The sequence below is a fragment of the Streptomyces sp. NPDC001100 genome, assembly GCF_053598575.1.
This window is the reverse complement of sequence record NZ_JBSFKO010000020.1, coordinates 14,661-36,440: the sequence shown is the minus strand read 5'-3', so window position 1 is coordinate 36,440 and position 21,780 is coordinate 14,661. Positions and strand designations below refer to the sequence as shown.

The following is a 21,780-nucleotide window of genomic DNA, read 5'->3' as shown; positions in this document are numbered from 1 at the left end:
CCTTTCCATGGGCCCGCGCGTGCCCTCGCGAACACTCATCAGGACGGTGCACGTGTCTGTATCCCCCTCTGCCTCCGTGTCCCCCGCCGCGCCCGCCCAGGCGCCGACACAGGCGGACCTGCTCGACTTCGTACGGCGTACGGCAGCCGACGCCGAGCTCATCGCCTCGCTCCCCCTCGACCCCGAGGGCCGCACCTGGGTGCGGCTCGAAGGGCCCGGCGGCAGCGAGGCCTGGCTGATCGGCTGGCCGCCCGGCAGCGGCACGGGCTGGCACGACCACGCCGACTCGGTGGGCGCCTTCCTCACCGCCGCCGGCGAACTCAAGGAGAACTCGCTCGCCGCCCGGCTCCCCAGCCACGGCTGGAAGACCCTCGAACTGGAGGAGGGCGTGGACCGCGAGCGGCGGCTGCCGACCGGCAAGGGCCGCGCCTTCGGTCACCACCACGTCCACGAGGTGCTCAACGAGTCCACCGAGGAGCACGCGATCTCCGTCCACGCCTACTACCCGCCGCTGCCGCAGATCCGCCGCTACAGCCGCACCGGCCCGGTGCTGCGCCTGGAGCAGGTCGAGCGCCCGGAGGACTGGCAGTGAGCGCCGTACGCGAACAGCCGTCCGGCATGGACGAGTTGCTGGAGCGGGTCCGCGCGGACTACCGGCGGATCGAGGCCGAAGAGGCGTACGACGCCGCCCGCGACGGCACGGCCCTCCTGGTCGACATCCGCTACGCCGCCCTGCGCGACCGGGACGGTCTCATCCCCGGCGCGCTGGTCGTCGAGCGCAACGAACTGGAGTGGCGCCTCGACCCCCAAGGCAGCCACCGCGTCCCCGAGGCCACCGGCCACGACCTGCGCGTCGTGGTGATCTGCAACGAGGGCTACGCCTCCAGCCTGGCCGCCGCATCCCTGCACCGGCTTGGCCTGCGCCGCGCGACGGACCTGGTCGGCGGCTTCCAGGCCTGGAAGACGGCGGGACTGCCTGTCACGTCGTAGACACAGTGCCTACGACGTGACAGTGCGGCTCGCTGTGCTCACAGCCCGTCGGAGGGGCAGTAGAGCGGGGCGGTGTCCGCGTTGGCCTTCGTGACCAGGCGGGCCGGGGTCGTGGCGATCTTCTCCACCTTCTCCTTGCGGAGAAGGCTGATGGCGTTGGTGACGGCCAGTTCGCCGGTGTCCTTGGCCGAGTTGGAGACGGTGGCGGCGAAACGGCCGTCCTTGAGGGCGGCGAGGGCCTCGTCGGTGCCGTTGACCGTCACGATCCTGACGTTCTTGCCGCCGGCCGCGTCGAATGCCTTGCGGGCGGCGAACGCCATCTCCTCGTTGGCGACGAAGGCGTAGTCCAGACCCGGGTGCGCCTTGATCATGTCCGCGGCGACGAGCTTCGCCTTCGCGGCGACGAACATGGCGGGCTGGTTCGCGACCACCTTCGCGTTCGCCGGCAGTCCCTTGGTGAATCCGCCGACCAGCAGATCGGAGGCGGCACCCGGCGCACCCGCGATGACGGCCACCGGGAGAGTTCCTGCGCGGCGTGCTGATGCGAGTTGGCCGTGACGAGCCTCGCGAAGTTGCTCTTGGCCGTGTTCGCGATCGACTCCTGCAGACAGGTGTGGAACTCGGTACTGCCGGCGTTGACGAACCCGAGCGTGATCGGCCCGCCGTCGGCGGGCGCGGCACTCGATTCGAGTCCGCAGCCACTCAGTAAGAGGCCGACACCGACCAGGGAGGCCATCAGCGATCTTCGGTGGTTCGCGGGCGGAAACAAGGGGGCCGCCTTTCATGACATGCGAAGGGTCGGCCGGTGGAACGGCCTGAAGACGCTCAGGCGGGCCTGACTGCGGCTCAGCAGGCGGGAGGGCCGGGGGGTGACGGCAGCAGAAGCTACTCCCGCACCAAACGTGCGAACCCTTCACGGAACGCACACTAAGCGTGCGGAACACGCGCCATTCACGAAGCGGGAACGGTGCGTCGCCCCCATGGCTACTTCCTCGCGGTCGCCACCGTCACCGTCAGCGCCCGCGACCGGAGGGCCGACCGCCCCGGGAGGGCTGTGGCGACGAGCGCGAGCGCAGCGCCGGCCGTCACGATCGCGACGTGGACGAGAGGCGAGAGAGGTGACCGACGGTGCGGCCCGGCCGGGCATCCCGATGCTGAACCCGGTCAGGACGGCGAGGGCGATATCGCTGCCGGGCGCCCTGGCGAGCAGTACCACCGACGGCGCCTCGATCCGCAGACTCCGCAGGACCTGACGGCGGGTCGCCCTCGCGAGCCGCAGCAGCGCGAACAACGGACTCGCTCGGCGAGCGGAGTGTCGACGTGTCGGGCGACGAGATCGTTCGCGTGCCTGAGACCTCGGCCGGTGCTCGCCCGAACGCGGTCGGCGTCCCCGCGCGTCCACCGTGTTCAGGCCATGTGCACCACCGAGAAGCCGGAGCGGGAGCCGGCCATGAACTCAGGCAGGGGCCCGGATCAGTACCCTTCGTCCCCGAGGAACTCCGTGTCCTCGCCCTCTTCTTCCAGCGCCTGGCGGACCACTCTGAGGGCCATGCCCTGGGAGTAGCCCTTGCGGGCCAGCATGCCCGCGAGGCGCCGTAGCCTCTTGTCGCGGTCGAGGCCCTGGGTGGAGCGCAGCTTGCGGTTCACCAGCTCGCGTGCCGTTGCCTCTTCCTGCTCGGAGTCGAGCTGGGAGACGGCCTCGTCGATCAGTGTGGAGTCGACACCCTTGGTGCGCAGCTCCTGGGCGAGCGCGCGTCGTGCCAGTCCCCGGCCGTGGTGCCGCGACTCCACCCAGGCGTCCGCGAACGCACCGTCGTTGATCAGTCCGACCTCCTCGAACCGCGACAGCACCTCGTCGGCCACCTCGTCCGGGATCTCCCGCTTGCGCAGGGCGTCCGCGAGTTGCTTGCGGGTACGCGGGTTCCCGGTGAGCAGGCGCAGACAGATGCCCCGCGCCCGCTCGGCCGGGTCCGCCGGCGGCTCCTCCTTCTCGGCCCTCGACGAGGAGAAGTCACCTCCGTCTCCTCCGGACGACTCTCCGAAGCCGCGACCACGGCGCCCACGCCTACCGCGTGCGCCGTCACCACGAGCCGTACCCCCGCGTGAGCCACCCTCCCGTGAGCCGCTTTCCCATGAACCGCCCCCGCCGCCCCCGCCGCTCGCTCCGCGACTGCGGCGCGAGCCACGGCCGGGTGCGCCGTCGTCGGTCGATCCCCCGTGGGGCGACGTGCCGTCGGGTGCCGAGCTCCTGAAAGGCCGACCGCTGCCCGCCGAACCATCGCCGGACTCCGGGCCGCCGAACGGCGGACCGGACTCACCGGCGAAGCCGAAGCCACCGGGCGACCACTCGCCGCCCGGCTCGTCGCCGTACGGCCCGTCCATGCCGTACGGCTCCTTGAGTTCGCCGTCCGCGCCGTGGGCCAGGCCGTCGCCGCCTCCCCCGCGCCCCTGCGGGGCGCCGGGATACGCGTACTCGGCCCAGTCCGTTCGTCGTGTCACGGGTCAGCTCTTGGCTGCCGCGGCCTTGGCCTTGGTGGTCTTGGCCGCAGCTGCCGGAGCGGGCACCACCTTGCCGGCGTCGTCCGTGGCGGTGGAGGCCGCCGTGTCCGCGACCGGCTCGGCGGCGGGCTTCTCCTTCTCCGGACGGACGCCCACGCCCAGCTTCTCCAGGATCTTCTTCTCGATCTCGTTGGCCAGGTCGGGGTTGTCCTTCAGGAAGTTGCGCGCGTTCTCCTTGCCCTGGCCGAGTTGGTCGCCCTCGTACGTGTACCAGGCGCCGGCCTTGCGGACGAAGCCGTTCTCCACGCCCATGTCGATCAGGCCGCCCTCGCGGCTGATGCCGTGGCCGTAGAGGATGTCGAACTCGGCCTGCTTGAAGGGCGGGGCGACCTTGTTCTTGACGACCTTGACGCGGGTGCGGTTGCCGACCGCGTCCGTGCCGTCCTTCAGGGTCTCGATACGGCGGATGTCGAGTCGCACCGAGGCGTAGAACTTCAGCGCGCGGCCACCGGTCGTGGTCTCCGGGGAGCCGAACATCACGCCGATCTTCTCGCGGAGCTGGTTGATGAAGATGGCGGTGGTCTTGGACTGGTTGAGCGCGCTGGTGATCTTCCGCAAGGCCTGGCTCATCAGACGGGCCTGCAGACCGACGTGGCTGTCACCCATCTCGCCCTCGATCTCCGCGCGCGGGACGAGTGCCGCGACGGAGTCGATGACGATGAGGTCGAGGGCGCCGGAGCGGACCAGCATGTCCACGATCTCCAGGGCCTGCTCGCCGTTGTCCGGCTGGGACAGGATCAGGTTGTCGATGTCGACGCCGAGCTTCTTCGCGTACTCGGGGTCGAGGGCGTGCTCCGCGTCCACGAACGCGACCTGGCCGCCGGCCCGCTGGGCGTTGGCCACCGCGTGCAGGGTCAGGGTCGTCTTGCCGGAGGACTCCGGGCCGTAGACCTCCACCACTCGGCCGCGCGGCAGACCGCCGACACCGAGGGCGACGTCGAGTGCGGTCGACCCGGTGGGGATGACCTCGATGGGCTCGTTCGGCCGCTCGCCCAGGCGCATCACCGCGCCCTTGCCGAACTGCCGTTCAATCTGTGCGAGAGCGGCGTCCAGTGCCTTCTCGCGGTCGGTTCCTGCCATGGGTTCCACCCGATTTGCTTGAGTCGATCGCTTCACGTCAAAGACGCTAACGCCTGCCACTGACAATGCGCCCCGACGCCCGTCCGGCCTGTGGATAACTCGGGCACTTCACCATCAAAAGCCTGCCGAAATGCCCGCCATGGCCTCGCCGGAGCTTCCATAAGAATGGATGTTCGATTTTCGTGTCAAGCGCACCACGCGGCACTCACGTCATCTACGCCGTCCGACAACACTGCCGCGACCTACGGTCGGGATTGACCTTGCCTCAGGGACAGGCCCGACCTTTCCGGCCATGAGCAGTGATGACGATGCCCTCCTCACGGAGCAGCAGGCCTACTACCGCGCGGCGGCGGCCGAGTACGACCGCCCTATACGGAGCGTGAGAAGCTGCGGCGGCTGCCGGCCGTGGTCGAGGATCTTCCGGCCGGCGACGATGTGCTGGAACTGGCCTGCGGAACCGGCCAGTGGAACCGTGGGACTCGCCGCCCGGGCCCGGTCGGTGACGGCCGTCGACGCGGCGGCCGAGGTACCGGCCGTCGCCCGCGCACGCGTTCCCTTCCCCAACGTCCGGTTCCTTCAGGCCGACCTGTTCACATGGCGACCGTCGCGGCGCTACGACACGGTGTTCTTCGCCTTCTGGCTCTCCCACATTCCGCATTCCGCGGACACGATTGTCCGGGTTCTGGAGCACCGGCGCCGCCATGCTCGCGCCGGGCGGTAAAGCGATCTTCGTCGACGACGGACCGGCCGCTGTCGCGGACGAAGAGGGCGTAACGGACGGACCGGTCCCCACGGTGCTGCGCCGACTCGACGACGGCCGTCACGTCAGTACCGCGTCGTGAAGGTGTTCCATGACGCCCGGACCCTCGCTGAAGACCTCACGGCCCTGGGCTGGACGGTCCGCGTCCGTTCCCTTGAGGAAAGCATCGTCGGCATCGCCGATCCACCGGCCGACCCCGCCTGACCCGGCGTATTCCTCAGGGAACCCTACTTCCGTCGGTGTACGGCTGGTGTCTTCGGTCGTACGACGACTGCGCGGCGAGTTCCCGCGAGGCTCGGGCCATGACTCGGGCCCTGAAGAACCACGTACGCCCCGCCGAGCGCCTCTGTCATGCGACCGGTGCCCTGCTGATCCTCTCCGGGTTGGTGCACCTGGTGGTGTTCGCGGTCGACGGCGGCCCCTGGTACGGGCCCGTCTCCTGGCGCAAGCCCGTCACGTTCGGGCTCTCCTTCGGGGCGACGCTGATCGCGGTCACCTGGGTGACGTCGTATCTGCGTGTCGGGGCCAGACTGCGCACCGTCCTGCTCGTCGTGTTCGCCGCCGACTGCGTGGTGGAGGTCGGCGGCATCACCCTGCAGGCGTGGCGGCGGGTGCCGTCGCACCTGGACATGGAGACGCCCTTCGACACGGCGGTGTCCATGACGCTCGCGGTGGGCGGCGCTGTCCTCGTGGTGCTGCTCGCCGTGTTCGCGGTGGCGTCCTTCCGGCACCGGCCGACGGGTCCCACGGGGATGGCGCTGGCGGTGCGTTCCGGGTTCGCGATCCTGCTCGTCGCGCTGGCCTCGGGCGCCGCGATGATCGCGCGCGGGGTCGTCCTCGCCCGGACCGGTCACCAGGAGGCGGCCTACCACTCGACGGCCCCCCTCAAGCCGCTGCACGGGGTGAGTCTGCACGCCGTCCTGGTCCTGCCGGCCCTGGCCTGGCTGTTGTCCCGCACGTCCTGGAGCGAGACGGTACGGCTGCGGACCGTGGCGGTGGCCGTCGGCTGCTACGCCGTCGCGGTGGCCGGGGCGGGGGTGTGGGCGGTGTTCACGTACTGACCGCGGCACCCCGGTGTTCTCGCCGGATCATCCCTCAGGAGGAGCCGCCTCCGGAGTCTCTCCGCTCGGAATCGGTGGCCCCGGAGTCCCTTCGGCCGGAGTCGGTCGACCCGGAGTCAGCCGGTCCTGAGTCAGTCGGTCCGGAATCGGTGGCCCCGGAATCGGCTGTCCTCGCAGAATCCGCTGCCGTGTGCTCGGCAGTCCCCGATCGCCGCTCCCACAAACCTCGCGCGCGAGTCAGCAGACCGGGCCCACCGGCCCCCCGGGTGGTCCGGTGCCCGTGCACCCGGGGATCGTCCGTGACGGCGTACCGCTTCACGTACGCCCCGAGGAACGCCTGAAGCGTGGCCACGGCCGGAATGGAGATGAGCGCGCCCACGGCACCCAGGAGCGCGGTGCCCGCGATGACCGAGCCGAAGGCGACCGCGGGGTGGATGTCGACGGTCTTCGCGGTCAGCTTGGGCTGCAGCATGTAGTTCTCGAACTGCTGGTAGACCACGACGAAGATCAGCACCCACAGGGCGTACCAGGGGTCCACGGTGAAGGCGATCAGCATGGGCAGGGCGCCCGCGAGATAGGTGCCGATGGTCGGGATGAACTGGGAGACCAGGCCGACCCAGACGGCGAGCACGGGCGCGTACGGGATGCCCAGTGCCTGCAGCAGGATGTAGTGCGCCACTCCGGATACCAGCGCCATGAGACCGCGGGAGTATATGTAGCCGCCGGTCTTGTCGACGGCGATCTCCCATGCCCGCAGCACCTCGGCCTGCCGGGCGGGCGGCAGCACGGAGCACAGCGCGCGCCGCAGGCGTGGCCCGTCGGCGGCGAAGTAGAACGAGAACAGGCCGATCGTCAGCAGCTGGAAGAGTCCGCCGAGGACCTGCGTGGACACGTCCAGCACGCCGGTGGCGCTGTTCTGCACGTACTTGCGCAGCCAGTCGGAGTGGAGCAACCCCTCCTGGATGTCGACCCGTCTCAGGTCGGTGTGGAAGTGCCCGTTGACCCAGTTGATGACGGAGTCGAGGTAGTTCGGGAAGTCCTCGATCATCTTGATGATCTGGCCGGCGAGCATCGACCCGAGCAGGGTGACGAACCCTGCGCTCACGATCAACAGGCCGAGGAAGACCAGGAAGGTGGCCAGTCCCCGGCGCATACCGTAGGCGGACATCCGGCTCACCGCGGGCTCGATGGCGAGGGCCAGGAAGAACGCGATGAGGATGTTGATCAGCAGCCCGATGAGCTGGTGGAAGGCCCAACTGCCCAGCTGGAACACCGCGACGAGAGCGAGCGCCAGCACCATGGCGCGCGGCAGCCAGCGCGGCATGCCGGTGCCCGGCGCGGCGCCGTCGGCCGGAGGCCGGGTCGAAGGCGTCGTACCGAACGGGGATGCCTGCGGGGCGTCGTGCCCGGTCTCGTCAGTGGATGCCACGGAGCAAGTCTCGCCTACGTCACTGACAACCGGTCACCGCCGTCGATCTTCGTGACCGATCAGCGACTTTCCCGCGGAACGTTCATGACCGCGCAGACCACGCGCCACACGTCCTTGGCCTCCCAGCCCGCGTCCAGCGCCTCGTGCACCGTCCGCCCGCCGAGCTCCGTCATCACGTGATCGCGCGCGAAGCTCTCGGCGTAGCCCGCCCCGAAGTGCTCCGTCATCCGCTGCCAGAAGACCGTCAACCGCATGACATCAGTATCCCGCCCCTGAGAGTGGGCCCTGGCCGGGACCGCCTGCCGAGACCGCTTTCCGTCCTACGGTCTGACGCATGGCCGAAACAGGAGCTTCCCCACTCCCCCCGACGCCCCCGGCGCACTCCCCGCTCTTCCGCGCCGAGCACTTCGTCTGGCTCACCGCGCGCGTGCTGGAGCAGCGCCTCTTCGCGTACCACTTCCTCAACGGCGAACCCGATCCGGTGGAGACAGCGCTGGACGCGTACCGCAACGAGGACGGCGGGTACGGGCACGCGCTGGAACCCGATCTGCGCGGCCCGGTGAGCCAGCCGCTGCACACCGGTCACGCGCTGCGCGTCCTGGACTCCATCGGGCGCTGCGGCGGGCAGCGGGTGGAACGCGTGTGCCGCTATCTGACCTCGGTCTCCACGGCCGACGGCGCCCTGCCGGCGATCCTTCCCGGCCAGCGCGGCTATCCGACGGCGCCGTTCGTGCCGATCGTGGACGACCCGCCCAGTGAACTCCTCGCCACCGGGCCGGTGGTGGGCCTGCTGCACCGCAACGAGGTGTGGCACGCCTGGCTGTTCCGGGCCACCGACTTCTGCTGGCAGGCGGTCGACTCCCTGGAGAAGTCGCACCCCTACGAGATCGAGGCCGCCGTCGCCTTCCTGGACTCGGCGCCCGACCGCCCGCGCGCGGAGGCCGCCGCCGACCGGCTCGGCCGCCTGGTGCGCGAACACCGGCTCGCCGCCCTGGATCCGGAGCACCTGGAGGCCTACCCGGTCGCCCCGGGGTACGCGCCGGGCGAGCACCACTTCCCGTACGACTACGCGAAGACGCCGAGTTCCCTCGCGCGCGCGTGGTTCACGGACGACGAGATGGCCCGCTCCCTGGACCATCTGTCGGTCGGCCAGCAGGAGGACGGCGGCTGGCCGATCCGCTGGCGCCAGTGGGCGCCGGGCATCGCCCTGGAGGCACGCCCCATGGTGACGATCCAGGCACTGCGCACCTTGAAGGCGTACGGCCGCTCCATCGGCTGACTCCGGGGCCGCCTCAGCCGCCCATGGCCCGCACACCCGCCGTCACCAGCACGGCCGCCGCGACGACAAGCAGGAAGGGTGCCCGCAGCACCAGCGCCACGGCGGCCGCCGCGAGCCCGGCGGCCCGCGCGTCGAGCACGAGCGCGTGCCCGTCGGCGAAGGTCTGCTGCGCCGTGAGCGCCGCGAGGAGGGCGACGGGCAACAGGGCGGCGAGCCGCCTGACGAGCGGCCGCTCCAAGGCGCCCGCGGGCACCAGCAGACCGGCGAGTTTGACGACGTAGCAGCCGAGGGCGGTCGCCACGATCGCGATCCAGACGGTCAACTGTCTTCCTCCTGTGCGTCGTTACGGGTGCCGGACTGCCGACGGCCCGCTGCGTAGAGGGCGATCGGCGCCGCGAGAGCGGCCGCGAGGACCGGCACGCCGGCCGGCAGCACGGGCAACAGGCCCAGTCCCAGCAGGACCGCGAGCGCGGCGACGGCCCGCTCGACGGTGGTCCTGAGCATGGGCGCGAGCAGGGCCAGGAAGACGGCGGGCCCGGCCGCGTCGAGACCCCACGCGTCCGTGTCCCCGATGGCCTTGGCGCCGAGCGCGCCCAGCAGCGTGGTGAGGTTCCACAGCAGGTACAGGGTGAGCCCGGTGACGGTGAACCCGATCCGCGCGGCACGTCGCGTGGGCTGGGCGAGGGTGACGGCCGTCGTCTCGTCGATGACCCACTGGGCGGCGAAAGGGCGCACTGCGCGCGGGAGGGCCAGCAACTGCGAGAGGCGCAGCCCGTAGAAGGTGTTGCGCACGCCCAGGAAGAAGGCTCCCGCCGCCGCGGTGAGCGGATTGCCGCCGGCCGCGAGCGCTCCCACGAGGGCGAACTGGGAGGCACCGGTGAACACCAGGAGGCTCAGAGCGCAGGTCTGCAGCAGGGTGAGCCCTCCTCCGGCCGAGGTCACGCCGAAGGCGAACCCCGACAGCCCTACGGCGACCCCGACTCCGAGGGCGTCCCGCACGACGGCGGAGTCCGGCTTGCTCCCAGCCGCTTCTCCTCCCCCTCGGGTGCGTATGTCGTCTGAAGCGATCTGTTCTGGCACACGTCGGACGGTAGGAGGAGCCGCCGCCCCGCGTCTTGTACGTTCTTGCGCTCCCGCTGGTACGCACCCGGGGGCACGCCGACAATCCGGGCGAAGTGCCGGTTGAGGTGCGGCTGGTCCGTGAACCCGACGGCGACGGCGGCCTCCGCGGGCGCCGTACCCGCGTCCAGGAGCCGCAGTGCCCGGCGCACCCGGGCGTCGGTCAGCCAGGTGTGGGGCGGCATCCCGTAGGCGCCCCGGAACGCGCGCAGCAGCGCGAACGGACTGGTTCCCAGATCCCCGGCGAGCTGCTCCAGGGTGGGCGGATCCACCATCCGGTCCTCCAGCACGGCACGCGCGCGTGCGGCGACCCGGCGGCCCGCCGTGGGTACGGCGCGCTGCGGCAGCGATCCCCCGTTCAACCGGAGCAGCCTGGTGACGGCGATCCGCAGCAGGGTGTCGGCGGCGAGTGCGTTGCCCTCCTCGGCCGCGCGCAGGATCTGATGGACGAGTCCGGCGGCGTAGGGGTCGTCGAGCACGGGGCTGCTGAATCCGGGAGTGCCGCTGATCGAGGTGGTCTCGGCGGCTATCGCTGCCACCACCTCGGGCGACGGGTAGACCGCCCCGTACCGCCAACCCTCCGGCACGCCCGCCCGGCCGGTGTGCGGAGTGTCCGGATTGACCAGCGCCAGAGCCCCCGGCCCGGCGGACACGTCACCCCCGCCGTGGTGGAACACCTCGACGCCGTCCGCGATGGCGGCGATCACGAAGTTCTCGTGCGTGTGCCGTACGAACGTCTTGCGGATGTACCGGGCCCGGAGCAGGTCGACCCCGGGCAGTTCCTTGTACCGCCAGTGCCTCGCCCGCTCGCCCGAACCTGCCATACGGCCATTCTCCGCCACGTGGGCAGCAGCCTCGGAAACCGTCCAGCACTCCGTCGCCGGAGAATTCCCGCAGGTCAGACGCATTGTCAGTGGTCGGGTGCAGGATGGACACATGGTCAGCTCCGCACATCGAGCCCTCGACGGCTTCTCCCCCGCGACCCGCGGCTGGTTCACGGGGGCGTTCTCCGCGCCCACCGCGGCCCAGGCGGGCGCATGGAGGGCCATCGGCGCGGGCTCGGACGTGCTGGTGGTCGCCCCGACCGGCTCCGGCAAGACCCTGGCCGCCTTCCTCGCCGCTCTGGACCAGCTCGCCGCGACACCCCCGCCGGCCGACCCGAAGAAGCGCTGCCGCGTCCTGTACGTGTCTCCGCTGAAGGCCCTCGCGGTCGACGTGGAGCGCAACCTCCGCAGCCCGCTCACCGGCATCCGTCAGGAATCCGTGCGTCTGGGCCTGCCGGAGCCCGAGGTCAAGGTCGGCATCCGCTCCGGCGACACCCCGCCCGCCGAGCGCCGCGCCCTGTCCACCCGACCGCCGGACATCCTGATCACCACCCCGGAGTCCCTGTTCCTGATGCTGACGTCGGCCACGCGTGACGCGCTGACCGGCATCGAGACGGTGATCCTGGACGAAGTCCACGCGGTCGCGGGCACCAAGCGGGGCGCGCATCTCGCGCTGTCCCTGGAGCGGCTGGACGAGCTGCTGCCGAAGCCGGCCCGCCGTATCGGCCTCTCGGCGACCGTGCGCCCGGTCGACGAGGTCGCCCGCTATCTCTCCCCGCGCGGCAAGGTGGAGATCGTCCAGCCCAAGTCGGGCAAGGAGTTCGACCTCTCCGTGGTCGTCCCCGTGGAGGATCTGGGCGAGTTGGGCGGCTCCCCGGTGGCGGACGGCAACGAGGGCAAGGAGAAGCCCTCGATCTGGCCGCATGTCGAGGAGCGCATCACCGACCTCGTCCAGTCCCATCGTTCAACGATCGTGTTCGCCAACTCCCGTCGCCTGGCGGAGCGTCTGTGCAACCGGCTCAACGAGATCGCCTACGAGCGGGCGACCGGCGAGCCCCTGGACGAACACCACGCACCGGCCGAGCTGATGGGCGGCTCCGGCGCGGCCCAGGGCGCGCCCCTGGTCATCGCCCGCGCGCACCACGGCTCGGTCTCCAAGGAGCAGCGCGCCCAGGTCGAGGAGGACCTCAAGGCGGGCCGGCTCCCCGCCGTGGTCGCCACGTCCAGTCTGGAGCTGGGCATCGACATGGGCGCCGTCGATCTCGTCATCCAGGTGGAGTCCCCGCCGTCCGTGGCCTCCGGCCTCCAGCGCGTGGGCCGCGCGGGACACCAGGTCGGCGCGGTCTCCACGGGCGTGGTCTTCCCGAAGTACCGGGGCGACCTCGTCCAGGCCGCCGTGGTCACCGAGCGGATGCGCACCGGTTCCATCGAGTCCCTGAAGGTCCCCGCCAACCCGCTGGACGTCCTCGCCCAGCAACTCGTCGCGATGACGGCGCTGGACACCTGGCAGGTCGACGACCTGCTCGCCACGGTCCGCCGCGCCGCACCCTTCGCATCGCTCCCGGAGTCGGCGTTCACTGCCGTGCTGGACATGCTCGCGGGCCGCTATCCGTCCGACGCCTTCGCGGAGTTGCGCCCACGCGTGGTGTGGGACCGCATCGCCGGCACGATCACCGGCCGCCCCGGCGCACAGCGCCTCGCCGTCACCTCCGGGGGCACGATCCCCGATCGCGGTCTCTTCGGGGTCTTCCTCGCGGGCGCCGACCCCAAGAAGGGCGGCGGCCGGGTCGGCGAGCTGGACGAGGAGATGGTCTACGAGTCCCGGGTGGGCGACGTCTTCACCCTCGGCACCAGTTCCTGGCGGATCGAGGACATCACCCGCGACCGTGTCCTGGTCTCCCCCGCACCGGGCGTCCCGGGCCGGCTCCCCTTCTGGAAGGGCGACCAGCTGGGCCGCCCGCTCGAACTGGGCCGCGCGGTGGGCGCGTTCCTCCGCGAGGTCGGCTCCCAGCCCAAGGAGGACGCCCGGCTGCGCCTCCTCGCCGCGGGCCTCGACGCCTGGGCCGCGGAGAACGTGCTGTCGTACCTGGCGGAACAGCGCGAGGCCTGCGGCCACATCCCGGACGACCGGACGATCGTCGTGGAGCGCTTCCGCGACGAGCTCGGCGACTGGCGCGTGGTCATCCACTCCCCCTTCGGCGCCCAGGTCCACGCCCCCTGGGCCCTCGCCCTCGGCGCCCGCCTCTCCGAGCGCTACGGCATGGACGCCCAGGTGATGCACGCCGACGACGGCATCGTCCTGAGGCTGCCCGACGCCGACCTGATGGGCCTGGACCTGCTCGACCAGGAGCCCGTGAAGGCCGGCACGGAGTACGACGCCGACCAGGCCCCCGTGGGCGCGGCGGACGTCGCCTTCGACAAGGGCGAGGTCGATCAGATCGTCACCGACCAGATCGGCGGCTCGGCCCTGTTCGCGGCCCGCTTCCGCGAGTGCGCCGCCCGCGCGCTGCTCCTGCCGCGCCGCAACCCCGGCAAGCGCACCCCGTTGTGGCAGCAGCGCCAGCGGGCCGCTCAACTGCTCCAGGTGGCAAGCGAGTTCGGTTCGTTCCCGATCGTCCTGGAAGCGGTCCGCGAATGCCTGCAGGACGTCTTCGACGTCCCGGGGCTCACCGAACTGATGGGTGACCTGGAGTCCCGCAAGGTGCGCCTCGTCGAGGTCACCACCCCCGAGCCGTCCCCCTTCGCCCGCTCCCTCCTCTTCGGGTACGTCGCCCAGTTCCTGTACGAGGGAGACTCACCGCTCGCCGAGCGCCGCGCCGCCGCCCTGTCCCTGGACTCCCGGCTGCTGGCCGAGCTGCTCGGCCAGGCGGAGCTGCGCGAACTCCTCGACGCGGAAGTACTCACCGAGCTGGAGCGCGAGCTCCAGTGGCTCACCGAGGACCGCCGCATCAAGGACGCCGAGGGCATCGCCGACCTGCTGCGGATGCTCGGCCCGCTCACCGACGCCGAGTTGGCCGAGCGGGGCGCCGAGCCCCAGTGGGCCCAGGACCTGGCCTCCGCGCGGCGCGCGATCCGGGTCCGTATCGGCGGTGCCGACCACTGGGCGGCGATCGAGGACGCCGGCCGCCTGCGCGACGCGCTCGGCACGGCGCTGCCGGTCGGCGTCCCGGAGGCGTTCACCGAACCGGTCAAGGACCCGCTCGGCGACCTCCTCGCACGCCACGCCCGCACCCACGGCCCGTTCACATCGGCCACGGCAGCCGCCCGCTTCGGGCTCGGCGTGGCCGTCACCGAGGGCGCGTTGCAGCGGCTCGCGGCGAACGGCCGTGTCGTACAAGGGGAGTTCCATCCGGCCGGCATCGGTCAGGAGTGGTGCGACGCGACGGTGCTGCGTCGGCTGCGCCGCCGCTCCCTGGCCGCGCTGCGGCACGAGTTGGAGCCGGTGCCGCCGGCCGCGCTCGCGCAGTTCCTCCCCCAGTGGCAGCACATCGGGAAGGGCCACGGACTGCGCGGCATCGACGGACTGGTGCGCGCCGTCGAGCAGTTGCAGGGCGCCTCCGTGCCCGCGTCCGCCCTGGAGAAGCTCGTCCTGCCGTCCCGCGTGGCGAACTACGCGCCGGCCATGCTCGACGAACTCACCGCATCCGGCGAGCTGGTGTGGGCAGGCGCAGGCTCCCTCCCCGGCAAGGACGGCTGGATCTCCCTCTACCTGGCGGACGCGGCCCCCTTGCTCCTCCCGCCACCGCACCCGCTCGAACTCACGGCACTGCACCAGTCCGTCCTGGACACCCTCTCCGGCGGCTACGGCCTCTTCTTCCGCCAGATCGCCGACCAGGTCCGCGCGACCACCCACCCCGACGCCACCGATCCCCAACTGGCCGACGCCGTCTGGGACCTGGCCTGGTCCGGCCGGCTCACGAACGACACGCTCACCCCCATGCGCTCCCTGCTGGGCTCCGGCCGTACGGCGGGCTCCACGGCCCACCGCGCGAAACGTACGGTTCCGCGCGGGCGCTACGGCTCCCTCACCGCCGCCGCACGGCCCGCCTCCCGCACCGGTCCGCCGACCGTCGCCGGCCGCTGGTCCCTGCTCCCCGCCCACGAGCCGGACCCCACCGTGCGCGCCCACGCCCTCGCCCGCACCCTGCTCGACCGGCACGGCGTGGTGACCCGGGGCGCGGTCGCCGCGGAGGGCGTGGAAGGCGGGTTCTCGGCGACGTACCGCATCCTGTCCGTCTTTGAGGAGAGCGGTCAGGCGCGGCGCGGCTATGTCGTGGAGGGGCTCGGCGCCGCCCAGTTCGCGATGGACGGCGCGGTGGACCGCCTCCGCGCGGTCGCCAACGCCCGCGACCGGGGCGACGACCTGCCCACACCGGACGCCTCGGACAACGACCCCTACGGCTTCGCGAGGCTCGGTGGCTCCAGCTCACCGCCCGCCGGTTCCGTCGACCGCTTCGCGACCCCGACCACCTACGACTCCCCCGACCTCCACGGCCGACGCAACACATCCGACTTCCCCGGGGGTCACGACTTCGCCGACGCCTTCGGCCCGTTCACCGATTTCGACGACCTCGACGCCACGGGCACAGCGGCCGGACCCACCTCACGGCTCCGGGGCTCCCCCGCCTCCCACCCCCCGTCCCCGGGCGACTACATCTCGCCCCGCGACTTCCCCGCCCCGGCACCCCGGACCAACAGCACGTCCTCCTACCGCCGCCCCTCCCTCGCCACCCGGGCGGTGGTCCTGGCCGCCGCCGACCCGGCGAACGCGTACGGCGCCGCCCTCCCCTGGCCCGAGCCGCCGACGGGCGCCGGGCACAAGCCGGGGCGAAAGGCCGGCTCGCTCGTCGTACTCGTCGACGGGGAGCTGACGCTGTACATGGAGCGCGGCGGCAAGACCCTGCTCGCCTGGCCCTCCGCACCGGACACCGCGGCCACCGAAGACCCACGCCTGCAAGGGGCCGCCGAAGCGCTCGCGGCAGCGGCCCGAGCCGGTTCGCTCGGCACGGTCACGGTGGAGCGCGTCAACGGCACCTCGGCCCTGACCTCTCCCATCGGCACCCTCCTGGAAGGAGCGGGCTTCATCGCGACACCGCGCGGCCTGCGCCTGCGCGCATGAACCGAACCGACCCTCACCACCGCGTGCCACCCTTGACCCATGCCTGAAGGCGACACCGTCTGGCAGACCGCGAAGCGCCTCCACACCGCCCTCGCGGGCAAAGTGCTGACCCGCAGCGACCTCAGAGTGCCCAAGTACGCCACGGCGGACCTCACCGGACGCACCGTCCTGGACGTCACACCCCGGGGCAAGCATCTGCTGACCCGCGTCGAGGGCAACCTCACCCTCCACTCACATCTGCGCATGGACGGCACCTGGCGGGTGTACGCCAACGGTCAGCGCTGGAGCGGTGGCGGCCCGGCCCACCAGATCCGCGTGATCCTCGGCACCGCCGACCGCACGGCCGTCGGCTACCGCCTCCCCGTCCTGGAACTCCTCCGCACCAGCGAAGAACACCGCGCCGTCGGCCACCTCGGCCCCGACCTCCTGGGCCCCGACTGGAACCCCGAGCAGGCGCTGGCCAACCTCCTCGCCGACCCTGCCCGCCCCCTGGGCGAGGCCCTGCTCGACCAGCGCAACCTGGCCGGCATCGGCAACATCTACAAAAGCGAACTCTGCTTCCTCCTCGGCGCCACCCCCTGGCTCCCCATCGGCGCCCTCCCCGCCGACCGCGCGGCGAAACTCCCCGCCATCGCCAAGCGCCTCCTGGAAGCCAACCGCGACCGCCCGGTCCGCAACACCACGAGCAACATCACGAACGGTTCCGCACACCGCACCACGGGCGGCCCCCACACCCCCGACCTGTTCGTCTACGGCCGCGCCCCCCGCCCCTGCCTGCGCTGCGGCACCCCGATCCGCACGGCCGACCAGGGCGACGGCTCGCGCGAGCGCCCCACCTACTGGTGCCCGACCTGCCAGATCGGACCGGCCCCGGGCACCTCCCCACTTCGCGAAACTCAACGCCGTACGACTAATTGACGACCCGTCAGAAACCCTCGTACCGTCGCTGCATGCCCGTCAAGGCGTACGACCTCACCGGACGCACCGCTTTCGTCACCGGCGCCGCCAGCGGTATCGGCCGCGCCTCGGCCGTGCTGCTCGCCGAGGCGGGTGCCGCCGTGCACTGCGCCGACCGTGACAGCCAGGGTCTGCACGAGACGGCGACCCTGATCAAGGACAAGGGCGGCACCGCCCGCACCCACCACCTCGACGTGACCGATCGCGCGCAGATGAGGCAGGCCGTCGAGTCCTGCGAGGAGCTGCATGTGATGGCGGCGGTCGCCGGGATCATGCACAGCAGCACAGTGCTGGAGACCCGCGACGAGGATCTCGACCGAGTGCTGAACGTCAACTTCAAGGGTGTCCTGTACGGCTGCCAGGAGGCGGCCCGGCTGATGCTCGACCGCGGTACCAGGGGGAGCATCGTCACCATGGCCTCGGGCGCGATCGACACCGGAGGGTCCGGGCTGCTCTGCTACAGCGCGGCGAAGGCGGCCGTCGTCCAGCTGACGAAGACGCTGGCGACGGAGGTCGGCCGGCACGGCATCCGCGTCAACGCCGTAGCACCGGGCTGGATACGCACGCCCATGACCGATCACCACGAGGGCGAGGCGCAGGCGCGCACCGAGGCGCTGATGGCCCGGCTGTCGCCGCTGGGCCGGGTAGGTGAGCCGGAGGACATCGCGCAGGCCGTGCTGTATCTGGCGTCCGACGCGTCCTCGTTCACGACGGGTCAGATCCTCCGTCCGAACGGGGGTGTGGCGATGCCGTGGTAGCGAGGGGCACCCGCCAGGCCTCCCTCCAGCGTCCCTGGCCCACGGCTCCGGCCGCCCTGGCCTTCGGCACACAGTGCACCGGCAGCAGGCTCAGGCCCCACCCTCCGGCCGCGACCGCCCCCTCCAGGACCCCGGCGTCCGGCGCCAGAGTGAGCCGCAGCACGGCCCACCACCACAGCGCCCCAAGTCCCAGGGCAGCCCCCCGGCGCGCTATCCGCCCCGTCATGGCCACCACCTCCAGCCGGACGCTAGACCGCCACGGTCACCCGCGAGGAGGGCGCATCGACGGCACACGGACGCACCACCCGCCTCAACCATGACCGCACTGGGCCACACCGGCAAACGGACCGCCACGGACCGACAAAGCGCGCGGCCGCACAAGGCGCCCGGAACGCGAAAGACCCCGACCGCACCTCTCCAGCTCTCACCGGAGAAGCCCCGGCCGGGGCCCTCAGCACAACTTCAATGCCGGTCAGCGCCGCATCGGCTCAGACCGGCGTCAGGGTCACGCGGCGACCACGTCCACCGCCTCGGCGGGGGCCTTGATGGTCACCCGTTCCGGCGGCACACCGGTCACCGACACAGAACCCAGCATCGGACGTACCGACGTGGGCACGGAATCGGTGGCCGCAGCAGACTGGGCCAGCTCGGCGAGAGCGAGTTCGTCACTCACTTCCCGCATGAGCTCGGACATCCGTACGTCCAACGCGTCGCAGATGGCGGAGAGCAGTTCAGAGGAAGCCTCCTTCTGCCCCCGCTCCACCTCGGAGAGATAGCCGAGTGAGACTCGGGCGGACGAGGAGACTTCGCGCAGAGTACGGCCCTGGCGCTGGCGCTGCCGACGCAGCACGTCACCCAGCAGGCGACGGAGCAGAATCATCGGTGGCTCCCTCCTCGGACCGCGTAGCCGCATCCTTCTCGCCCCACCGTACCGCCTTGCGCCGCGGCCGTGCGGGGAGCGATGTCGTGTTCACTCAGGGCTGCAAACATCAAAACCCCCCGTTCTGTTCCGTATCCTGTGTCCGCTCATTTCCGGTCTGTTCGCTCACGAGCCGCTCCAGAAGCAGCGCGAGTACGCTCCGTACACTCTCCATACGAATTTCCGCCCGGCCGCCGTTCAACCGCAGCGCAGCCACTTTCCCGCCACCGGGTCCATCCGAATCCGGACCAAAGGGCCCGTCCACGGCCACGAAAACGGTGCCCACGGGCTGCCCGTCCTGCGGCTCCGGACCCGCCACACCGGTGGTCGCGATGCCCCAGTCGGCACCCAGCGCCTTCCGCACGCCGGCCGCCATCTGTGCCGCTACCTGCGCATCCACCGCTCCCCGCTCGGCCAGCAGGGCGGCGTCGACACCGAGCAACTGGTGCTTCAGCTCGGTGGCGTAGGCGGTGACCGAACCGCGGAAGGCCTTGGAGGCTCCGGGCACCGATGTGATCTCCGCCGCAACCAGACCACCGGTGAGCGACTCGGCGACAGCGAGCGTCGCACCGCTCACAGTCAGTAGTCGCACCACTTCAGTGGCCATGGAACTCACGCTTCCGTCTCCTCCGACGCCGCCATGCGCTCGGCGATTCCCTGCCTGCGCAGCACAATGGCCTGTCTCACATAGTCGAGCCCGGTCAGCACGGTCAGCACGACCGCCGCGGCCATCACCCAGAACCTCAGAGTGGCCAGCCATCCCGTGAGCGCCAGCACATACATGCCTACGGCCACGCCCTGGGTGAGCGTCTTCAGCTTGCCGCCGCGCGACGCGGGAATGACGCCGTACCGGATGACAAGAAAACGCAGCAGCGTGATCCCGAGTTCCCGGCCGAGGATGACGACGGTCACCCACCACGGGAGATCGCCGAGCGAGGACAGACAGATCAGCGCCGCGCCCATGATCGCCTTGTCGGCGATGGGGTCGGCGATCTTCCCGAAGTCGGTGACGAGGTCGTAGGTGCGCGCCAGATGGCCGTCGAACAGGTCGGTGATCATGGCGATGGCGAACGCCGCCCAGGCGAACGACCGCATCGCCGGGTCGTACCCGCCGTCGGCCAGCATCAGGGCGACGAAGCCGGGGACGAGCAGCAGCCGGAGCATGGTCAGGAAGTTGGCAATGTTCCAGACGCTCGCCTGGTTGACGGCGGCGGCGACGACCTTCGCACCGCGCGCGGGCTTCGGGCCGCCGAGCACGCCGGACTCGCCAACACCGGAGGCACCACCGGCCGGGACTCCCCCGGAGGGGACACCGCCGGAGACACTGCCCGACATCGCGCCGGAAGGGGCGCCACCGGAGGCCGCACCGGAACCCGCGCTCGCGGGCGCGTCGTTCGCGCTGGAGGTGCCGCCCGCCGCCGATGCCGGGACTCCGGTCATCTGCCCGCCTCCTCACTACACGCGAGCGAGCCCAGGAGCGGCTCGGCCACCAGGTCGACACCTTCCGTACCGACCACCTTCGCCTCGACCATACGGCCGACGCTCAGGCCTTCGCCGCTCGTGAGGAGCACCTGGCCGTCCGTCTCCGGCGCCTGGTGCTCGCCGCGGCCGTAGACGCCGTCCTCGGAGTCCACCGACTCCACCAGCACGTGAACGGTCTCGCCGACGCGTTCCTCGGCGCGCTGCGAGACGAGTTCCTCGGCCAGCCGCGAGATGTGCGCGAGCCGCTCGTCGACGACGTCCTGGTCGAGCTTCTTGTCGTACGTCGCCGCCTCCGTACCCTCCTCGTCGGAGTAGCCGAAGACACCGATGGCGTCCAGCCGCGCACCGTTCAGGAAGCGCTCCAGCTCGGCGAGGTCGGCCTCGGTCTCGCCGGGGAAGCCGACGATGAAGTTGGAGCGCACGCCGGCCTGCGGGGCCTTGGAGCGGATGGTGTCGAGCAGTTCGAGGAAGCGGTCGGTGTCGCCGAAGCGGCGCATGGAGCGCAGCACGTCGGGCGCGGAGTGCTGGAAGGACAGGTCGAAGTAGGGCGCGATCTTCGGTGTCGAGGTGAGCACGTCGATGAGCCCGGGGCGCATCTCGGCCGGCTGGAGGTAGCTGACGCGCACGCGCTCCAGGCCGTCGATGTCCGCCAGCTCGGGCAGCAGCGTCTCCAGGAGGCGGATGTCGCCCAGGTCCTTGCCGTAGGACGTGTTGTTCTCGGAGACCAGCATGATCTCCTTGACGCCCTGTTCGGCCAGCCAGCGCGTCTCGTTGAGTACGTCGCTCGGGCGGCGCGAGATGAAGGAGCCGCGGAAGGACGGGATGGCGCAGAAGGAGCAGCGCCGGTCGCAGCCGGAGGCGAGCTTCACCGAGGCGACCGGGGAGCCGTCCAGGCGGCGGCGCAGGGGCGCGCGGGGGCCCGAGGCGGGCGCGAGGCCGTCCGGGAGGTCGGCCGGGCCGTGGCCGGGCAGCGCGACGTCGGCGGCGGACTCCTGCCGCTCGGCGGGGCTGATCGGCAGCAGCTTGCGGCGGTCGCGCGGGGTGTGCGAGGCGTGGATGCCGCCATTCAGGATGGTCTGCAGGCGGTCGGAGATGTCGGCGTAGTCGTCGAAGCCGAGCACTCCGTCGGCCTCGGGCAGCGCCTCGGCGAGTTCCTTGCCGTACCGCTCGGCCATGCAGCCCACCGCCACGACGGCCTGCGTTCTGCCATGCCCCTTGAGGTCGTTGGCTTCCAGGAGGGCGTCTACGGAGTCCTTCTTGGCGGCCTCGACGAAGCCACAGGTGTTGACGACGGCGACGTCCGCGTCCTCGGCGTCCTCCACGAGTTGCCAGCCGTCCGCCTCCAAGCGGCCTGCGAGCTCCTCCGAGTCCACCTCGTTACGGGCGCAGCCAAGAGTGACGAGTGCGACGGTACGGCGTTCAGGCATGGGCTCAAGACTACTTC

At 71.3% G+C, this 21,780-nt stretch carries 23 protein-coding genes; 10 read left to right on the top strand and 13 right to left on the bottom strand.

Going from position 1 to position 21,780, the window contains the following annotated elements; all coding sequences use genetic code 11:
* Nucleotides 1–52: 52 nt before the first annotated feature.
* On the top strand, nucleotides 53–592 hold the full coding sequence (locus ACWDEW_RS27455) for a cupin domain-containing protein (RefSeq protein ID WP_381251262.1): 540 nt from the start codon (nucleotides 53–55) through the stop codon (nucleotides 590–592).
* A 26-nt stretch (nucleotides 593–618) separates the two neighbouring features.
* Nucleotides 619–990, top strand: coding sequence for a rhodanese-like domain-containing protein (locus ACWDEW_RS27450; protein WP_450516051.1), 372 nt, complete (start codon nucleotides 619–621; stop codon nucleotides 988–990).
* Between the two features lie 38 nt (nucleotides 991–1,028).
* Here ACWDEW_RS27450 and ACWDEW_RS27445 read toward each other — a convergent pair whose 3' ends face one another.
* Nucleotides 1,029–1,505, bottom strand: a complete 477-nt coding sequence (locus ACWDEW_RS27445; protein WP_450515895.1) for a sugar ABC transporter substrate-binding protein — start codon at nucleotides 1,503–1,505, stop codon at nucleotides 1,029–1,031.
* A 603-nt stretch (nucleotides 1,506–2,108) separates the two neighbouring features.
* On the opposite strand from ACWDEW_RS27445, the gene ACWDEW_RS27440 reads away from it, so the two are divergent.
* On the top strand, nucleotides 2,109–2,243 hold the full coding sequence (locus ACWDEW_RS27440; protein WP_450515894.1) for a hypothetical protein: 135 nt from the start codon (nucleotides 2,109–2,111) through the stop codon (nucleotides 2,241–2,243).
* Between the two features lie 220 nt (nucleotides 2,244–2,463).
* On the opposite strand, the gene recX is transcribed toward ACWDEW_RS27440, so the two are convergent.
* Nucleotides 2,464–3,489 carry a recombination regulator RecX gene (gene recX / locus ACWDEW_RS27435; protein ID WP_450515892.1) on the bottom strand — a complete coding sequence of 342 codons (1,026 nt, stop codon included), beginning with the start codon at nucleotides 3,487–3,489 and terminating at the stop codon, nucleotides 2,464–2,466.
* Nucleotides 3,490–3,492: 3 nt separating this feature from the next.
* Nucleotides 3,493–4,629, bottom strand: coding sequence for a recombinase RecA (recA, locus tag ACWDEW_RS27430; protein ID WP_450515890.1), 1,137 nt, complete (start codon nucleotides 4,627–4,629; stop codon nucleotides 3,493–3,495).
* 292 nt (nucleotides 4,630–4,921) lie between these two features.
* Between recA and ACWDEW_RS27425 the strand changes: the two genes are divergently transcribed.
* The 3 genes from ACWDEW_RS27425 (at nucleotide 4,922) to ACWDEW_RS27415 (ending at nucleotide 6,450) form a co-directional block, all read left to right on the top strand.
* Nucleotides 4,922–5,350 (top strand): class I SAM-dependent methyltransferase, encoded by a 429-nt coding sequence (locus tag ACWDEW_RS27425; RefSeq protein WP_450515888.1) that lies wholly within the window; start codon nucleotides 4,922–4,924, stop codon nucleotides 5,348–5,350.
* 117 nt (nucleotides 5,351–5,467) lie between these two features.
* Nucleotides 5,468–5,593, top strand: coding sequence for a hypothetical protein (locus ACWDEW_RS27420; RefSeq protein WP_450515886.1), 126 nt, complete (start codon nucleotides 5,468–5,470; stop codon nucleotides 5,591–5,593).
* A 98-nt stretch (nucleotides 5,594–5,691) separates the two neighbouring features.
* Nucleotides 5,692–6,450: a hypothetical protein gene (locus tag ACWDEW_RS27415; RefSeq protein ID WP_450515884.1), complete on the top strand. Its 759-nt coding sequence runs from the start codon at nucleotides 5,692–5,694 to the stop codon at nucleotides 6,448–6,450.
* Nucleotides 6,451–6,484: 34 nt separating this feature from the next.
* On the opposite strand, the gene ACWDEW_RS27410 is transcribed toward ACWDEW_RS27415, so the two are convergent.
* Nucleotides 6,485–7,879 (bottom strand): AI-2E family transporter, encoded by a 1,395-nt coding sequence (locus ACWDEW_RS27410; protein ID WP_450515882.1) that lies wholly within the window; start codon nucleotides 7,877–7,879, stop codon nucleotides 6,485–6,487.
* Nucleotides 7,880–7,938: 59 nt separating this feature from the next.
* Nucleotides 7,939–8,133 carry a DUF3046 domain-containing protein gene (locus tag ACWDEW_RS27405; protein WP_355902326.1) on the bottom strand — a complete coding sequence of 65 codons (195 nt, stop codon included), beginning with the start codon at nucleotides 8,131–8,133 and terminating at the stop codon, nucleotides 7,939–7,941.
* A gap of 80 nt (nucleotides 8,134–8,213) precedes the next feature.
* Between ACWDEW_RS27405 and ACWDEW_RS27400 the strand changes: the two genes are divergently transcribed.
* Nucleotides 8,214–9,158, top strand: a complete 945-nt coding sequence (locus tag ACWDEW_RS27400; protein WP_450515880.1) for a hypothetical protein — start codon at nucleotides 8,214–8,216, stop codon at nucleotides 9,156–9,158.
* A gap of 13 nt (nucleotides 9,159–9,171) precedes the next feature.
* Here the strand turns inward: ACWDEW_RS27400 and ACWDEW_RS27395 are convergent, their stop codons facing one another.
* Genes ACWDEW_RS27395 through ACWDEW_RS27385 form a run of 3 tightly spaced genes read right to left on the bottom strand, consistent with a single transcriptional unit; the run spans nucleotide 9,172 to nucleotide 11,101 of the window.
* The gene (locus ACWDEW_RS27395) at nucleotides 9,172–9,480 is read right to left on the bottom strand and encodes an AzlD domain-containing protein (protein WP_450515878.1); all 309 of its coding nucleotides are present in this window, start codon (nucleotides 9,478–9,480) and stop codon (nucleotides 9,172–9,174) included.
* Complete coding sequence (locus ACWDEW_RS27390) at nucleotides 9,477–10,238, bottom strand: AzlC family ABC transporter permease (protein WP_450515876.1); 762 nt, start codon at nucleotides 10,236–10,238, stop codon at nucleotides 9,477–9,479. Before ACWDEW_RS27390 ends, ACWDEW_RS27395 begins: the two co-directional genes overlap by 4 nt.
* Nucleotides 10,124–11,101, bottom strand: a complete 978-nt coding sequence (locus ACWDEW_RS27385; protein WP_450515875.1) for an AraC family transcriptional regulator — start codon at nucleotides 11,099–11,101, stop codon at nucleotides 10,124–10,126. Before ACWDEW_RS27385 ends, ACWDEW_RS27390 begins: the two co-directional genes overlap by 115 nt.
* A 112-nt stretch (nucleotides 11,102–11,213) precedes the next feature.
* On the opposite strand from ACWDEW_RS27385, the gene ACWDEW_RS27380 reads away from it, so the two are divergent.
* From ACWDEW_RS27380 to ACWDEW_RS27370, 3 genes are read left to right on the top strand one after another with little or no spacing between them, the layout of a single operon-like run.
* On the top strand, nucleotides 11,214–16,220 hold the full coding sequence (locus ACWDEW_RS27380; RefSeq protein ID WP_450515873.1) for an ATP-dependent helicase: 5,007 nt from the start codon (nucleotides 11,214–11,216) through the stop codon (nucleotides 16,218–16,220).
* A 39-nt stretch (nucleotides 16,221–16,259) separates the two neighbouring features.
* On the top strand, nucleotides 16,260–17,138 hold the full coding sequence (locus ACWDEW_RS27375; protein WP_450515871.1) for an Fpg/Nei family DNA glycosylase: 879 nt from the start codon (nucleotides 16,260–16,262) through the stop codon (nucleotides 17,136–17,138).
* Nucleotides 17,139–17,170: 32 nt separating this feature from the next.
* Entirely contained in the window at nucleotides 17,171–17,935 is a 765-nt protein-coding gene (locus ACWDEW_RS27370) for an SDR family NAD(P)-dependent oxidoreductase (protein WP_450515869.1), read from the top strand.
* Here the strand turns inward: ACWDEW_RS27370 and ACWDEW_RS27365 are convergent.
* From ACWDEW_RS27365 to rimO, 5 genes are all read right to left on the bottom strand, one after another.
* Nucleotides 17,883–18,161 (bottom strand): hypothetical protein, encoded by a 279-nt coding sequence (locus ACWDEW_RS27365; RefSeq protein ID WP_450515868.1) that lies wholly within the window; start codon nucleotides 18,159–18,161, stop codon nucleotides 17,883–17,885. The two genes, ACWDEW_RS27370 and ACWDEW_RS27365, sit on opposite strands and share 53 nt — an antisense overlap.
* A 279-nt stretch (nucleotides 18,162–18,440) precedes the next feature.
* Complete coding sequence (locus tag ACWDEW_RS27360) at nucleotides 18,441–18,815, bottom strand: helix-turn-helix domain-containing protein (protein WP_019075583.1); 375 nt, start codon at nucleotides 18,813–18,815, stop codon at nucleotides 18,441–18,443.
* A gap of 109 nt (nucleotides 18,816–18,924) precedes the next feature.
* Nucleotides 18,925–19,470, bottom strand: coding sequence for a CinA family protein (locus ACWDEW_RS27355; RefSeq protein ID WP_450515866.1), 546 nt, complete (start codon nucleotides 19,468–19,470; stop codon nucleotides 18,925–18,927).
* On the bottom strand, nucleotides 19,467–20,294 hold the full coding sequence (gene pgsA, locus ACWDEW_RS27350) for a CDP-diacylglycerol--glycerol-3-phosphate 3-phosphatidyltransferase (RefSeq protein ID WP_450515865.1): 828 nt from the start codon (nucleotides 20,292–20,294) through the stop codon (nucleotides 19,467–19,469). The genes ACWDEW_RS27355 and pgsA overlap by 4 nt, the downstream gene beginning before the upstream one ends.
* The gene (gene rimO / locus ACWDEW_RS27345) at nucleotides 20,291–21,763 is read right to left on the bottom strand and encodes a 30S ribosomal protein S12 methylthiotransferase RimO (protein WP_450515863.1); all 1,473 of its coding nucleotides are present in this window, start codon (nucleotides 21,761–21,763) and stop codon (nucleotides 20,291–20,293) included. Before rimO ends, pgsA begins: the two co-directional genes overlap by 4 nt.
* Between the last annotated feature and the right edge of the window lie 17 nt (nucleotides 21,764–21,780).